Source organism: Chryseobacterium viscerum, assembly GCF_025949665.1.
In the GTDB taxonomy this organism is placed as follows: Bacteria; Bacteroidota; Bacteroidia; order Flavobacteriales; family Weeksellaceae; genus Chryseobacterium; species Chryseobacterium viscerum_A.
In genome coordinates this window covers 78,584-93,911 of the sequence record NZ_JAPDFT010000001.1, presented here as the reverse complement: position 1 = coordinate 93,911, position 15,328 = coordinate 78,584, and the positions used below count along the sequence as shown (strand labels likewise).

General features: G+C 31.6%; 21 protein-coding genes. All 21 read left to right on the top strand.

All coding sequences use genetic code 11. The annotated features are described in order from the left end of the window. Positions 1–15: 15 nt before the first annotated feature. The 21 genes from OL225_RS00515 to OL225_RS00415 all read left to right on the top strand — a co-directional run bounded on the left by OL225_RS00515 (position 16) and on the right by OL225_RS00415 (position 14,991). On the top strand, positions 16–669 hold the full coding sequence (locus tag OL225_RS00515; protein WP_264516928.1) for a DUF4919 domain-containing protein: 654 nt from the start codon (positions 16–18) through the stop codon (positions 667–669). A 48-nt stretch (positions 670–717) separates the two neighbouring features. Then, the gene (locus OL225_RS00510) at positions 718–1,161 is read left to right on the top strand and encodes a hypothetical protein (protein ID WP_264516927.1); all 444 of its coding nucleotides are present in this window, start codon (positions 718–720) and stop codon (positions 1,159–1,161) included. A gap of 64 nt (positions 1,162–1,225) precedes the next feature. Then, a complete protein-coding gene (locus tag OL225_RS00505) occupies positions 1,226–1,792 on the top strand; it encodes a hypothetical protein (protein WP_264516926.1) in 567 nt (188 codons plus the stop codon). 17 nt (positions 1,793–1,809) lie between these two features. After that, positions 1,810–2,469, top strand: coding sequence for a DUF2461 domain-containing protein (locus OL225_RS00500; RefSeq protein ID WP_264516925.1), 660 nt, complete (start codon positions 1,810–1,812; stop codon positions 2,467–2,469). Positions 2,470–2,654: 185 nt separating this feature from the next. Beyond that, the gene (locus tag OL225_RS00495) at positions 2,655–3,449 is read left to right on the top strand and encodes a hypothetical protein (protein WP_156118491.1); all 795 of its coding nucleotides are present in this window, start codon (positions 2,655–2,657) and stop codon (positions 3,447–3,449) included. Between the two features lie 112 nt (positions 3,450–3,561). Then, positions 3,562–4,137, top strand: coding sequence for a hypothetical protein (locus OL225_RS00490; protein WP_264516924.1), 576 nt, complete (start codon positions 3,562–3,564; stop codon positions 4,135–4,137). A 96-nt stretch (positions 4,138–4,233) separates the two neighbouring features. Further along, positions 4,234–4,713: a hypothetical protein gene (locus OL225_RS00485; protein WP_264516923.1), complete on the top strand. Its 480-nt coding sequence runs from the start codon at positions 4,234–4,236 to the stop codon at positions 4,711–4,713. A 76-nt stretch (positions 4,714–4,789) separates the two neighbouring features. Next, the gene (locus OL225_RS00480; protein ID WP_264516922.1) at positions 4,790–5,758 is read left to right on the top strand and encodes a hypothetical protein; all 969 of its coding nucleotides are present in this window, start codon (positions 4,790–4,792) and stop codon (positions 5,756–5,758) included. A gap of 50 nt (positions 5,759–5,808) precedes the next feature. Further along, a complete protein-coding gene (locus OL225_RS00475; protein ID WP_264516921.1) occupies positions 5,809–6,450 on the top strand; it encodes a hypothetical protein in 642 nt (213 codons plus the stop codon). An 86-nt stretch (positions 6,451–6,536) separates the two neighbouring features. After that, positions 6,537–7,079, top strand: coding sequence for a hypothetical protein (locus OL225_RS00470; protein ID WP_264516920.1), 543 nt, complete (start codon positions 6,537–6,539; stop codon positions 7,077–7,079). A 68-nt stretch (positions 7,080–7,147) separates the two neighbouring features. Further along, positions 7,148–7,540: a hypothetical protein gene (locus tag OL225_RS00465; RefSeq protein ID WP_264516919.1), complete on the top strand. Its 393-nt coding sequence runs from the start codon at positions 7,148–7,150 to the stop codon at positions 7,538–7,540. A gap of 394 nt (positions 7,541–7,934) precedes the next feature. After that, a complete protein-coding gene (locus OL225_RS00460) occupies positions 7,935–8,474 on the top strand; it encodes a dihydrofolate reductase family protein (protein ID WP_264516918.1) in 540 nt (179 codons plus the stop codon). Positions 8,475–8,492: 18 nt separating this feature from the next. Then, positions 8,493–8,867, top strand: a complete 375-nt coding sequence (locus OL225_RS00455; protein ID WP_264516917.1) for a VOC family protein — start codon at positions 8,493–8,495, stop codon at positions 8,865–8,867. A gap of 19 nt (positions 8,868–8,886) precedes the next feature. Then, the gene (locus OL225_RS00450; RefSeq protein WP_264516916.1) at positions 8,887–9,414 is read left to right on the top strand and encodes a hypothetical protein; all 528 of its coding nucleotides are present in this window, start codon (positions 8,887–8,889) and stop codon (positions 9,412–9,414) included. A gap of 13 nt (positions 9,415–9,427) precedes the next feature. After that, positions 9,428–10,096 carry a hypothetical protein gene (locus OL225_RS00445; protein ID WP_264516915.1) on the top strand — a complete coding sequence of 223 codons (669 nt, stop codon included), beginning with the start codon at positions 9,428–9,430 and terminating at the stop codon, positions 10,094–10,096. 15 nt (positions 10,097–10,111) lie between these two features. After that, entirely contained in the window at positions 10,112–10,615 is a 504-nt protein-coding gene (locus OL225_RS00440; RefSeq protein ID WP_264516914.1) for a hypothetical protein, read from the top strand. 1 nt (position 10,616) lies between these two features. After that, positions 10,617–11,414, top strand: coding sequence for a hypothetical protein (locus OL225_RS00435; protein WP_047379175.1), 798 nt, complete (start codon positions 10,617–10,619; stop codon positions 11,412–11,414). A gap of 82 nt (positions 11,415–11,496) precedes the next feature. Then, positions 11,497–13,107: a serine hydrolase gene (locus OL225_RS00430; protein WP_264516913.1), complete on the top strand. Its 1,611-nt coding sequence runs from the start codon at positions 11,497–11,499 to the stop codon at positions 13,105–13,107. Positions 13,108–13,238: 131 nt separating this feature from the next. Then, entirely contained in the window at positions 13,239–13,622 is a 384-nt protein-coding gene (locus OL225_RS00425) for a 5-carboxymethyl-2-hydroxymuconate Delta-isomerase (protein WP_264516912.1), read from the top strand. 33 nt (positions 13,623–13,655) lie between these two features. Continuing rightward, complete coding sequence (locus OL225_RS00420) at positions 13,656–14,159, top strand: DinB family protein (protein WP_264516911.1); 504 nt, start codon at positions 13,656–13,658, stop codon at positions 14,157–14,159. 58 nt (positions 14,160–14,217) lie between these two features. Continuing rightward, positions 14,218–14,991, top strand: coding sequence for a hypothetical protein (locus tag OL225_RS00415; protein ID WP_047379184.1), 774 nt, complete (start codon positions 14,218–14,220; stop codon positions 14,989–14,991). Positions 14,992–15,328 lie beyond the last annotated feature (337 nt).

Below are 15,328 nucleotides of genomic sequence, written 5' to 3'. Positions count from 1 at the left end.
ACAATAAAAAAAACAATGAGAAAATATATTATTTCAGGCCTTTTAGTTTTCATCTTTCAGGCATTCTCTGCACAAATAAATACGGATCTTATTAAAAAGAATGTCACCGAAAATCCACAGGAAAATTTTTATAAGCTTTTAGATGTATTCAAAGTAAATCCTTCTGAATTGACTCAGGAGCAGTTGAATCAATTGTATTACGGAAGTAAATTCATAAAAATTGATTACACCATTGGAAATTATAACAGTGAATCCGGAACATTCTGGAAACCTGCTCAAAAAAAACTGTCAAAAAGTAAAGCAGAAAGAATGGTTACTGAAGCTGAATCAAAATATGCTATCAATCCCCTCAATAAAGATTTACTGGATGATATGATGAATATTTATCGTGCACTTGATAATAATGAAAAAAAGGAATTGTGCTCCAAACAAAAGGATTTAATCATTCAAACCATAGAAAAAAGTGGCGATGGGAAAAGCGAAGAGACCGCAATTTGTGTTTTAACCCCTGGAGAAGTTCTACAACAACTTGAAAAACTGGCTATTTCAGGACCGAGAGATGAATTTAGTCAAAAAATGAAACAACTCCCAGATGGCAGTGTACTAACCATTTATAAAATCGGAGACAGAGAGGTATTTGTGAAATTAGTGGGTGGATACTTTTTCTAAAAATAAAAAACAATTGGTAATCAAGCACAAAAAAACACTATGATTAAAATGAATTTAAATTTTAGTCCTATTAAAATTGAGGAAGCAGTCAGACAAAACTCAAAGAGAAGTTCTATGATATTAGATTTAGCCAATACAGCTTCATTGGCTAGTGATGGAAAATTATTCTATGGCAGAGAGTTTAAAAACAGAATTGAAGTGACAAGAATAAAAACATCTTTCTTAACAATTCTTCCCACCTTAATCATTATTTTTAAAAAGAATGATCTTCAAAATCCCAGATTGAGATTAAGCTTTTTTGGATATATTTGGTTCTCAATTCTTCTGTTATTATTTTTATTCACTATAATAAAAAAAATTATCGAACCTGATTTTCAGGGAGATATTGTACTTGTCATAATTTTAGTGCTATTTTTTTATTCATTATTTGCAATAGAGTTTTATTTCACCAAAAAGGCTTTTAATAGACTTAAATTAAGAATTAGGGAATAATCATGAAACTCAAAGACACTTATTCTTTTATACATCGTTTATATTTGCACCAAAAAACATCTAAATGATCATCGAAAATAAAGGAATACAAACAGACCTGTTTTACGTCCCTCCGTTTACACTCAATGAAGGAGAAATTATTGTTATAAATCTTTTCAACGGAACACACTTTTATAAAACGGAAATGTTTCTTAAGGATCTATTTTGTGGTAAGACATACCATGAAAATGTTATCATCCATAAAAAAATGACTTTTGCTGAACATTTCAGAGAATCTAAGTTTAGATACATTTTTTATCCTATGACTGTGGGAGAATACTTAAAGAAGAATGCAAATCCTGCTAGTCCTTATGCCTTAAAAATTTACGAGACGGAAGGGATCAATAAAAAAATAAAAGTCAATACACTTACAGGCAGCCCGAGACGGCTATTATCATTGTATACTACTCTTTCAAATACAAATAATATTATTTTTGATTTAGTTGGACTAGGCCCCGATGGAGCGAAAGAAAATTATAAAATAGTAAAGGAAGTGGTGAAAAAAGGTGGTTCAGCAATTTTACTCGATGGATATGATGATATGAAAAACTACTGTACAAAATACATTGAGCTACAATGGACACAAGCATAACCTTACTTAATAAAAATATGAAAAAAACATTTGAATTTCTCACCCATTTAAAAGAAAACAACAATCGGGAATGGTTTGCCAAGCACAAATCTGAATACGAATCCATTATAAAAGAAAACAAAGTTTTTTTTAATCAGATCTATACCGAACTTCAGGAATTTGATAACCTGAAGGGAATCCATATTTTCAGGATTTACAAAGATGTTCGTTTTTCAAAAGATCAGACACCCTATAAAACCAATTTCGGAGTTGGATATTCACGCTCAAAACCGATGTTGAGAGGCGGATATTATATTCAGCTGGAACCGGGCAACAGTTTTGTAGGCGGCGGATTTTGGAGTCCGGAAGCAAAGGATTTGCTCCGTATCCGTAAAGAGTTTGAGATCAGCAGCTCAGAAATTGAAAAAATTACCTCAGATAAATCTTTTATAAAATATTTTGGAGAGCTTAAAGGAGATTCTGTAAAAACAGCACCTCGTGGTTTTGATAAAAATCATCCGTCCATAGATTTGATCAGAAAAAAACAATTCCTGGTAATGCGGAAATTTACAGATAAGGAAGTTTTGTCAGCTAATTTTCAAAAGGAAGTCCTTCTCACCTTATTGGCAATGCGCCCTTTTTTTGATTACATGAGTGAAGTACTTACCACTGACCTCAATGGAGAACCTTTATTTTAAATGGGATCAGTTATTATCAAAAAATTAATAAATTCATTCAAAATTGTTCTGAAAACCAGAATGTTTTTTTATATAATCTACCACAAAAGGGTTATTGACAGGTAAGCTTATGCTTGGTAATTTTGATTATTGAATGTTTGAAACAAAACATGATCAGAAATTTACTAACCATAAAAACTCATACCATGTTATCAAATACCGGAACCGTTTCATTCTATCTGTATCTTTTCTTTATTGTGATAGGTTTGCTGTCCATTTTTATAGTGTATTATCTGATTAAAAAAGGAAGCTTAGATCCAGATAAACTTGAGAAATTTTTAAACTACTTCAAATGGGTGATCATAACTCTTGCTATCAGTACTGTCACTTTAATTGTAACGGATCTATTTAAAGAGAGGGATCAGGATATTAAAGAACTTCAATATTTTGATAAATACGTAAACGATGTTAAAAACGAAGAAAAACCACTAGTAAGACTTCAGCTTGCAAAATACCTTTCCATAGTAGCTCCAAGCGGTGAAATGAAAAAATCCTGGACCAATTATTATGCTACTATTAAACAGGAGTATGACGATTATGTCGAAGCACGGAGCAACTTAAAACAAGACACTCTGAAAGCGAACCCAACTCCCAAACAGATAAAACAAAATGAAGAGAACCAAAGAAAAGTAGATTTATTCGAGACCCCATTATCAAGTACTCCCAATAATGCTGAATGGTTTATTATAGCAGCAGGTGACAATGATATAGATAGAGCCAATATCAATCTTGGCAAAGCAATTAAGATTAACCAGAATTCAAATATAATTAAAAAAGGGAGCTCATTCAGAACAGTTCTGATGGGATACACCTCAAAACTTGAAGCCGAATCGCAGTTACAAACTGTCCGAAAGGAAATTAGCCCCACGTCATATATTGTCAGAAAATCCACCTGGTGCAATACCATTGAAAGAGGCAGCGAATGTTTAATTTGCAAATAAAAAGATTTAGAAATTTCATCATACCGTTCTGTTTTTCAGAACGGTATTTTATTTTTAATCTTAATATTACTATTCTAACATTTATATGTAGATTTGAGTACTAATCAAAACCATGAAATCTCTCTTCTTATTATTCTTTTGCGCTGTCATCCTGGGTTGTCATTCATCAGATAAAATTGAAACTATTAATTCTAAGCACACATTTGAAATCGTTAAGGCAACAGATTCAACCTCTTTTCTACACTGGAGTGATGGAAAAAAGACTTATCGTTCTTCAAAGACTGTTAGTAACAATTACCTTGATCATAAAACAACATTACAATGGAGTAATGATCAATATATGTGTCTCAGACATTCAAATGGGAGTGATACGTGGACAGATTTAATTTTGCCATTTAACAATAACGAGGTCAAGTTATATGAAAATACTCTGGCTTATGATAAAGTAAACGGTATTGTTATCTATGAAACAGACTCTCTCCCTTATAAATTAGTTGCAGAAAATATTACTGGAAAGAAGAAACAATACCTGGGAGAACACTGGAAAAACTGTTCAAGCCTGTTTCCCCATTATTGTATTGACAGTATATATGTTGAGAATAAAGAACTTTATGTAGATTGGGTTTTACCAAACAAAATAGATGAACCTAATACAGCAGAAGTACAAAAAGTGAAGCTAAATTTCTGATGTTAACAATAACTAACCATGAAAAACATATCCTTATTCATTATAATTTCTTTTATTATACTGAGTTGTTCTGAGCATTCACAAAAAACGAAATCAATGGACTTTGGCAGTTTTAAAATTCAGGCTCCCAAAACCTGGAACAAATTAAAAACGGATGCTTACGATAGCAATGCCGGAATCATCGTCACCAAAAATAACGATTCTGTTTTTTATGATTACGGACCTTATTCAAACTCATTGGAAGAACCCACAGGTGCAATTATTAGCAGAAAAGATTTGAACGAACTTCTAAAAGTAAATCCAGAGGCTGATACTACCGCATTTATGATCCTCAATGAAGATGCAAATCAGGAGGATTTCATCAAAAGTAAAATAACCTATAAAAAAATTGATGGGTACAAGGCAAAAATATTAGCCCCAAAACAAATTGGAAAAGGGATGACAGGAGTTTATATCGACAGCATTAAGACAGTATCTTTAGGAAAAATCCGTTTTAATTTATACGGAACAAACCTAAAAAAGGAAAATCAGATTGAACTTTTAAAGGCTATTCAGACTTTGCAGTTTAGAAAATAATATCTGCAGCAAAACATTAACATCAGAAAAAATATAAAGCACAATTTTTGTACTTTATGCCCATGAAAAACAACCCATGAAAATAAAAATCCTTCTACTCTTATTATTTATCGTAAACTCAGTCAAAGCACAAGTCACAGAGAAAATAACTATTCCCGGTGGAGTAGTTTATAATTATGCTGATGACAAAATAAATGAAAAAGCAAAAAAATTACTCACTGAAAGCCTTACGAATACGACCAATGATGATCTGTTGGGAGATAACTTAATCATAGGTCCAACGCTTTGGAAAAGGTTTAAAAATCTTGAAAGTTTAAAAAGTATTCCGGACAGTCTAATTTTTCATATTGACGATATGGAAATAGAAGGAAAAATGTCCAAGAATCTAAAGGATTCCAAAAAGATTTGGGATGAAGTAAAAAAAGAAGTTTCCGGAAAATATCAGATACGAAAAGCCAATGAAGATGAATTGAAATATTACTGGTCAACCATTTCATTTGATATTGAAGAGCCCTTGTTTGTGCTGCAGACCGAAAACCATCTGTATATTTTAAACTCTCTGAAAAAAAATATGAAGTTATTTTGGCTGGATGAAATTCCTAATAAAAATACTTACCATAACCCTATTGACAACGGAACATATAAAACGAATGGTACTTTCAAAACGTATCAAAATGGAAATGAGGTTTATATTACCGATAAAGGAAACAAAGAAACTAAGCTTGAAAAAGTAATATTGTTAAGCAGTGATCCTGAATTACAGGCCAATTCTTCGGTGGAGGATATGAAATCTGTTATGGAAAAAACGAACAGAATTTTTGAAAATTTATTTCAGAACTCTAAAAATGAAGGAAAAATAATGGTTCAGTTTGAACTGGGAGAAAAGAAAAATGAAATTCAATTTGCTGTTAAAGATGATCTTGATCTGGAAATTATGAAAGAATTTGAAAAGCAGGTAAACAAAGAAAAATATCCCCATTCAAAGAAAGGTACTGTAAAATTTCAACTGATTTATAAAGTCAATTCTTATAATGATACGGAATAAATTTTCACCACTTTTTGTAATTTAGCCCTTGAAAAACTAATAAAACTTTCATGAAACCTTATATTTTATTTTGTTTACTTTTTATTTTTAACATTGCTGTCGGCCAGGAAAAACAATATCAATTCATAAAAAAAGGAGATTTCCCTGAAGGTATTTATATGACCCTTGAAGATGTTTTAAATAAAAAACCGTCTTCTACCGAAGAAGTATATTTCAAAGCCTGTGAAAAATGTGATTCTCTTGATCTGCCGGACAAAGCTTTTTTTTACTTTAAGCAAAAGAATAAAAGAGTTAAATTTCCACTAGCCGTTTCGCATAAAGGAGAAATGTATTTTCAAACCTATAGAAAATACACCAACAAGAAAGACAATGGATATGATCCGGATCAATATTCAAGATTTTGTAAAGTTTTGAATTATGGGAGGTTCATTTATTTTGAAGAAAATATGAAAGGCTTATGGTCGAAAGCATTCTTAGGTGCATTAAGTCCTCTTACCTACTCCATCAATGGGAAAACCAAAGGAATTGTTTTAGATTTAGATAACAAGGAATTTAATATTCTGCAAGATTGTGATGATTTGAATGATTTCCTATCCAAACATGATATTCCGGAGATTCAATGCAATTCAGAAACCTATACCATTGCAGATTTGAGAGCAAAAATTGAAGAAATCAATCTGCCATACCGTTAATCTGTCTTTCCTGTTTATGTTGACAATATATCCAAAGCCGTTCCGTTGTAAGAACGGTTTTACTATTTTATAAAAACTTTTAACTGATGAAAAAAGTACTCTCTGTCATTTTCACCTTTCCATTTATTTTTCTGACAGCTCAGGATAATGATAACAGGTGTAAATATGTGTCTGAAGAACTTAAAGAAAAACCTTTGGAGTGTATTGACAAATCAACATTTAAAGAAAATAATGAAGTCTACCAGTTTTTCAAATGGTCAGCATTCAGAGACAATTATTTAATCAGAATTGAACAAACCGGAAATAAATATATTCTTATTAAAAAGAAAATATTTACCCATGAATATGATCAAAAGACAGGTGAAAAAATAGATTCCAGATTTAGAATTCTTGTACAAAAAGATTTAACTCAAGAGCAATATACACAATTTATAAAGTTATTATCTGAAAACAATTTTTGGATTAACAATAACTATGATGTTCCTTCGATATGTACGGATGGAAGTGGGATATTTATTCATGCCCTTAAGAAAAACAGTTTTATAAAAATGAGTAATGGCAATTGCTCTTCCAAAGACGAGTATTTGAATAATTTATATCAAAAAATAACTGAGTTGTTCAATCTATAAAGGATTTGGATAGCAATCAATTAAGCACATTATATTTGGTCATTTTTTATAATAATGAACTCAAAAAAATGAAGACCCTACAGACCATCGGAATCCTACTATTAATCGGGATTTTAAATACTATAATAACTGCTGAGTATATCAAACTACTTAAATTACCCAGTGGAGATGTTGCAATGCTGCCCATTGGGATTATGATTGTATCTGCTGTCTCTTTAGCAGTTTCAACAATTTTAATATTAGCTATCAACTTAAAAAAACAAATAAACCTTACAACATCGATCCTGATCTACCATTTTATTTACTTCATTGCAGTCATTTTCTTTGGATTAGACTGGAAGATTTCAAACTTTTCTTTTACAAATATTGATTTGTTTGTTATTATCATTGGATTTGTGATATGGGGATTTTCTTTTGCAATTATAAAGTTCTTTCAATCAAGAAAAAAACAAACCCCATGAAATTCAGAGTTTTTTTTACTTTCTTTATTATTACTTTCTGTAAAGGTTTTAGCTTGCAAATGTAATGGGAAATCCACTTTAAAATCATCGTTTAATAATGCAGATTTTGTATTTATGGAGAAATATACGGTGTAACTAAAGTTCCTTCAGGATCCAAAACTGCACAAAATATTCTAAGCAAAGTAAAAATCAACAAGATCTACAAGTCAAATTACTACGATGAATTTTATACAGTGAGTGCTACCCTCTTCAGTTCTCTGCTGTAATGATAGGGGTTACCGAGCCTGCAAATAAAATAAAGCTGTCAGAATTTCGTCATAAAAGAAGTAAAATATGCCTATCTTTCCTGTTATTACAGAATATTCAATCCCAAAATCACTAATAAATAAAAAAAATGAAAAAAGTAATATTAGATCTGGCCACTACTTTAGATGGATTTATTGAAGGGCCCAATGGAGAAATTGATTGGTGCATCATGGATGGTGATATGGATTTTGACGGGTTTCTGGCAGGGATAGACACCATTTTTTACGGGAGAGTAAGCTATGATGCATGGGGACATTATCAGCCGGAAGAAAATGCAGGTCCGGAAGAACAAAAACTCTGGGAAGCGGTACATTCAAAAAATAAATTTGTGTTTTCCAGTCAAAACAGAGAAGACGAAAATGCCATTTTCATCAGTTCTGATATTCTGGAAAAAGTGTCTGAAATAAAAAAACAGGGTGGAAAAGATATCTGGCTGTATGGAGGTGCAAGCCTTATTAAAACATTTATCCAGCATAACCTGATTGATACCTACAGAATTTCTGTTCATCCGGTTGCTTTAGGAAAAGGCAAACCTCTTTTTGAAGATGTAAAGGAAAGATTAAATTTAAAACTGGTAGCCACTAATGTTTTTAAATCCGGTGTGGTACAACTTATTTACGAAGCTTAATCTTAAAACAGTCAGGACATGAATGCCCAGCTTGAAACTATTATTCTGTATGTAAAAAATGTGCAGCTGCTTAGGAACTTCTATGTGGATTATTTTAATCTGAAAGTGATTGAGGAAGATCCAGGCTGGGTGTTGCTTGATGCCGGAGGTGCCCATATCGGATTACATAAAATAGGAGATCAGTATCTTGAAAAAATAGAAGCCGGATATCTCTTCGACAACAATACCAAACTCGTTTTTGAAATTGACATTGATATAGAATCTGCAAGAAATGAACTGGTCTCAAAAAACATTCCGATGAGAGAGATCAAAACTTTTGAGAACTACCCTTTCTGGCTCTGTGACGGAACTGATCCGGAAGGAAATGTTTTTCAATTAAAAAGCAAAAAATAAAACGAACTAATCTACAACCATGAAAAAAATAATTGCCGTCACCTGTCTTGTCTTAATTCTAACCCTTTATAACTATCCTATTTTTGACGACAAAAAAATTACGTTTGCTGTTATTTTTCTGTGCTTTGCTGTTATTGTATTTTCGATAGCAAAACTTTATTCTCCCGTTGAAAAAGAGGATTATGATTCGGTTGAAAAAGAAATGGACAGACTGCATGATGATGACGGGATCTTTCAATACACACACGAAGGGTTTTATTTTAAACAAAAAAATATAACAGAGTTTATAAAATGGGATGAAATTACTACAGTAAACAGATTCACATTCCCCATAAAGCCTTATGGCGGACAGTCGGGACTGGAAGTTATTACTGAGCAAAAAAATTATGAATTTAATGATAAAACTACCTCTGGAATTTTAAAATTAACAGATCAGATTTATGATAATCTTCCAAACTGTAAAATAGATTCACCAACAGTCAGAGTTAATAATTTCGGTCTTGAGAAGACAAAGTTGTATGAAAAAAAATATTTAAATTTTAAATAAGCCTGCCAATATCATGAAACTCTCATTTATACTCATTCTATTTTTTTTCTTAAGTTGGGTTGACGGACAAAAATGTAATTGTTTAAAAAAAACTGAGTTAAAAAATTTAATATCCTGTCAGCCAACTCAATTTCAAAATGGAGCCAGGATATATTGGGAATATGACTGTAATACTTCATGGATAACTTTTCAAAAAGGGAATATTAAAAAGAAAATATTTGAGCTTGAAAAAGAATTCATTGAATTGACCGGAAGACTAGGATATAGAAGTTGGACAGAATATAAAACTTCGTTTCTTATTGAAAATAGTCTTGTATCAGGATGCTGCCAACCTGCAGAATATATTTTGTATAATAAAAACACCGGAAAAAAAATAACATCGCTTGGTACCATTATTTCTATCAACGATAAAAAAGATCATCCTTATATCATAACCCTAATACAAAATAATAAACTATTATATACCAATCTAAATAATAATAAATCCTACACAATAAAAGTACCACAGGATAAAATTAAAAGTACCTTAAAAAATACTAACGAACTTTATCCTGAAAATTTATTTGAAAATGCAGGAATCAAAAATGAAGTCTTAACCATCCGTTTAAGATATAAAGAATCAAATAATACAGCTTGGAAAATCAAGACAATAACATTGAATACAAAAATAGGTAGTAAATAAAATATACATTTAATAATGCCATTAATCATTACTATAAAAAATAAAACCAATTGGGCAGTAACGCTTATATTGGGGCTAGGATTATTCATACTCTCTTTTATTATTCTGATTATTATTCCCCTCATGAGCATTCAGGAGGAAGGTTTTTATATTCTTTTAAACTATATTTCAACCGTCATTCCCTTTGCTGCCTTTTTTATCCTATTCCTATATATCTGGCTGTGGAATACCTTTGGAAAAACAATTCTCACTATTGAACCCGAACAAATAACAGTCCGGTATAAAAACAAGTTGTTTACAAGTCCCAGAATCTATCTGAAAAAAGAGATTGATGAGGTTCAGATAAAAGACTTTCAGGTAGAAAAGTATAAATTCGGTGTCCGCTATCATTTTTCAATAAGTGGTTCAACCTATTCTGTTGTTTTTATACAAAATGGTAACGAAATCAGAATTGTAAACTGGATCACTATAACTAAAGCTTACGAAATAACTGATGAATTAAAAAGAATTTGGTATTAAAATGTATAATCCAACACGTAGAAATAAAAATATTGGAACTAAAAATCAAGGTTATGGTCAGAATAATAAATTGACTATTTCTTCACCTTATGGTAATTTGAAATCTTTTTATGAAAAGCTTACTGATTACCAAAAAAAAATCCGAATCATCAACAATCATGAATTTATATTTGTGATTGAAAAAACTCGTAAAAACTCACTCCATCCTTGTTCAGTAAATGATATTCAAAAAATTATAGAACAAATTCCGGTCAAAGATTATGGAGAATTGAAGTTTATTATTCTACGGCAGCCAAAGCGAAAAGAAGAAATTCTTTCACCCGTTTGGGGAAGATTGATCTACAGCTATGATTTCGAGGATGAATATTATCCAGCCATTATTCTGGATGCAATAGACACAGAAAAGCAATTATTATGGTCTAAAAAGCAGACGATTGAAGATCAGCAGGAATTCGAAAGATTAAAAACAGATGGACATATTTTTACTGAAACAAAAAGAAACTTTATTGCACAACTTACACCTGAAACAGCTAGAAATACTCAACTTTACAGAACCTTACCCCACGAGTTCGGGCATTATGTTCATTATTTAGACGTTGTTGAGAGACCTGGGTGCAATATAAATGATGATGACGATATAGATTATGATGCCCACGAGAAGAGAATGGATTTTTATTTTCAGATTTCAAAAAGTGAAAAAGAAAAATTTGCTCATACCTACGCTGAAAAATTTAAAAATAAACTTATCGAAGATCATCAAATTCCATTTGAATCTGTAAATACAGAAAATATTAAATAAGCTCTTAATTTTTTTACATCAAAATAGTTCATTAGCCATGTAATATTATAACACTTAAAAGTGTCTTATTTAAAAAAAATAAATGAAATCTATTGTAACGTGTCTTATTTTATTACTCGCAGCCACACCCCTCTTTTCTCAGAGAACCCAACAGCTGGAACAATTATTCTCAACGTATGAAAAAGCCGGCCTTTTCAGCGGCTCTGTCCTGATTGCTGAAAAAGGAAAGATTATTTTTGAAAAAAGCTACGGCTACAGAAATGCTCCAAAGAAAGAGAAAAATACCAATAACAGCCTTTACAGGGTTTTCTCTACCACAAAGATGTTTACCACAACAATTATTCTTCAGCTGGAAGAACAGGGAAAATTATCTTTGAATGACAAACTTTCAAAATATTATCCTGATTTTCCGAAAGGTGACAGCATTACCATTGCTCATCTGCTTTCTCACACTTCAGGAATTCCCAATGATACAAACTCAGAGTATACTGTAGATGAAGAGACATTTTTAAAGTATATTTCTGCAAAGCCTTTGAATTTTTCCCCGGGTAAAGATTGGGATTACTCCAATTCCGGGTATTATATTCTCGGTTATATTATTAAAAAAGTAACAGGTCTGAATTATGATAAAGTTATAGAAAACAATATATTAAAGCCGCTGAAAATGAATAACAGTGGATTCAATTTCAATAATGTTACCGATGAAAATAAAGCATTGGGATATGAATTTTTATCAGATAATAATTCTAACGAAGCATTGCGTTTCAAAACCGACCATCCTTTTGGTGCAGGAGCTATGTATTCTACGGTGGAAGATCTTTATAAATTTAATGAAGCACTCAAGAATTATACTATTCTGAAAAAAGAAACGATAGATAAAGCTTTTACACCTTACCTTAAAGATCATTATGGATTAGGGTTTCAGATTTCTACTGTTTTTGACAAAAAACGGGTGGGTCATGATGGCGGCGGGCCAGGTTACAGAAGTAGATATTACAGAGTTCTGGATGATGATATTTGTCTGATTGTAATTTCAAATTCAGAATTATCACACACAGATTTTGTTACTCCACTGGTAGAAAAAATACTGTACAATAAGCCTTACAGCATTCCGGCAATTGCAAAAGTGAGTGCGGAGGATTTAAAAAAACTGGAAGGAGTTTATTCCACTGAAAAGTCAAATTTTTATATAAAGAGTGTTGATGGGCAGTTGGTTTTCAAAGAAGGCAGCTATCCCAGAAATGCCTTGTTGCCATTAAGCAAAACATTATTTCAACTGGACGAAAAATTTTTATGCACATTTAAACCAGATCAGAACGGAAAAATAGATACTGTTGTCATTCAGTTTTGGGACGGAACTGTGAAAACAGCTAAAAAACAAACACAAAATCTTACCTGGGGAATCATTGGAAATGCAACTCCCAGCGGCTGGGATGGAAAAGATATTCCGTTACAGACAGATCCTAAAAACCCGAATATTTATTTTCTTAAAAACTATAAACTGAATAAGGGTAATCTTAAATTCAGGTTTAATAATGATTGGGGATACAGCCTCGGACTGAATAATGATAATAAAAGTATTGCCTTTGATGCCTATGATTTTCCAATCAATGAAGATGGGCTTTATGATATTATTCTCGATATGACCAATATTGTAAAACCACAATACAGCATCAAAAAATCAGTTCAATAAAACTGCGAATTACAAAGTAAAAAACACCTGTTTTCCAACCACATTGTTTTCAGTGTGGTTTTTATTTTGAATATCCGTTGATTTTTTTATTATTTTTATCTTACTCAAAATCAACCCACAAAATATAATCTATGCCTCATTTCATTATAGATTGTTCACAGGATATTCTTCAGCTGAGAACATCTGAAGAATTAATGGATGCCGTTTATGAAACAGCTGACGCAGCAGGTTTGTTTGCACCCAATGATATCAAAGTGAGGCTTCAGCCCTATCAGTATTACAGATTAGGTACAGGTAAGAAAAATTTTCTGCATGTCTTCGGATATATTATGCAGGGACGTAATACGGAACAAAAAGCCCATCTTTCAAAACAGATTAGTATGAGGCTTTCAGAATTACTCCCTGATATTTCTTTTCTTTCTGTAAACATCAGTGATTTTGAAGCAGCAACATACAGTAACAAAGCACTCATTAATCCTGAAAATACGGATAACGACCGGCATTTCGGATTATAATACCTTATTTTAAACCAACTAAATACTAATATTATGAGCTTAAAAGCATTAGTCAACAAAAGTGTACAGTACAACAACTGGGTAGTCAACAAATACATCGACTGGTTATCCACAAAGTCTGACGAGCAGCTTAATCAGGAAACAATTTCAAGTTTTCCGACAATCTTAAAAACCTTACATCATATCTGGCAGACCCAGGAATACTGGTGGAGTCATATTTCTGAAAAAAATGATTTTGATTTTACTAAAACTACAGAAACTACAGACAAGGAAGATGTTTTCAATGCTATTAAAAACAATTCACAAAAACTGGTAGATTATGTGGAAAGTCTCTCTGAAGAGGATCTTTCAAAGAATGTAAAGATAGAATCCCAATGGTTTCAATGTGATTTTTCAAAATATGAATACATTCAGCATGCCATTCTTCACGGGACTTATCACAGAGGGCAAATCGTAACTATGGGGCGAAATATCGGAATAACAGACGCTCCTATGACCGATTTTAACTTCTGGAATATTTATAAAGACAAGCAGTAAAAGGTATATCTTTTCTATCACTTAAAAAGATAGTAATTTATAGTTTGACCCCATCATTATGACCACTAAAACCATAAAACTCGATTTATTTCAGGAGAACATCAAATACCTTTCAACTAATGAGCTCGGGAATTTTATTGCCATAACCTCTAGGAACAAAATTGTAATCTCCGGCACAGAAACGCCATTAGAATTAGGAGTTGATATCTTAATGGCTAAAATCATTAATGAAGAAAAAATTTTAATTGTACTTCATCGTCCAACCTCAATAGAAAATGCTTTAATTATTGACTATACAGGAAAACCCTATGTAAAATTTAATATTGGTACTTCAATTAATGACATTAAGATAAATGGCAAAAAAATAATAGTATCGTATTTTGATGAAGGTGTTTTAAGAGGCGATAAACCTGACTGTGATGCATTAGCAGTATTTAATCTTAATGGGGAACATGTTTTTGGTTTTAACTCAAGTAATTTACAAGACCAACTTATCGATTGCTATTGTGTTGCCAATTTGGGAAATGGAAAAATAGTTTTTAATGGTTATGGAAATTTTCTGTTGCAGGAGTTGGATGTAAACAACTTTAATCTTGTCAGCTATAAAATTCCACCTGTATGCATAGGTGCTCAATCTGTATCTACCAATGCTGGAAATATTATATTTCATTCAACCTATAAAGACAAAACAAGTTTTTTTATTTGGAACCTTCAATCAGATGAATTCTACCAAATGCATTCGGAATTTAAAAACCTTCAGTCTACCGAGAATGGAATATTCTACCAAGTCAACAAAAAATCATTTACTATCATTAACCCATTAGAATTATAAATTTTGTGGATAAGTATGAGATACAATTTCAGAACACCAACAAATATCCAATTAAATAATTGATTTTAAAATAATTAAATCAAAAACAAACAGTTGTCCACATCTTTAAATATTTGTGGATAACTTTTCAACACTCCATTTACATCTGTGGATAAAGTATGGATAAGTTTTTAGCTCATTAAAAATTACACATATAATATATTAAAATTCAATAATTTAAAATAATATTGAATTTTTGAAAAATTTCTAAAATAAAAAATCATGTGGGTAAGTTCTGTGGATAACTTATCCACATTTTTTTTAACCTTATTACTCAGCAAGTATTCGCAGACATTAT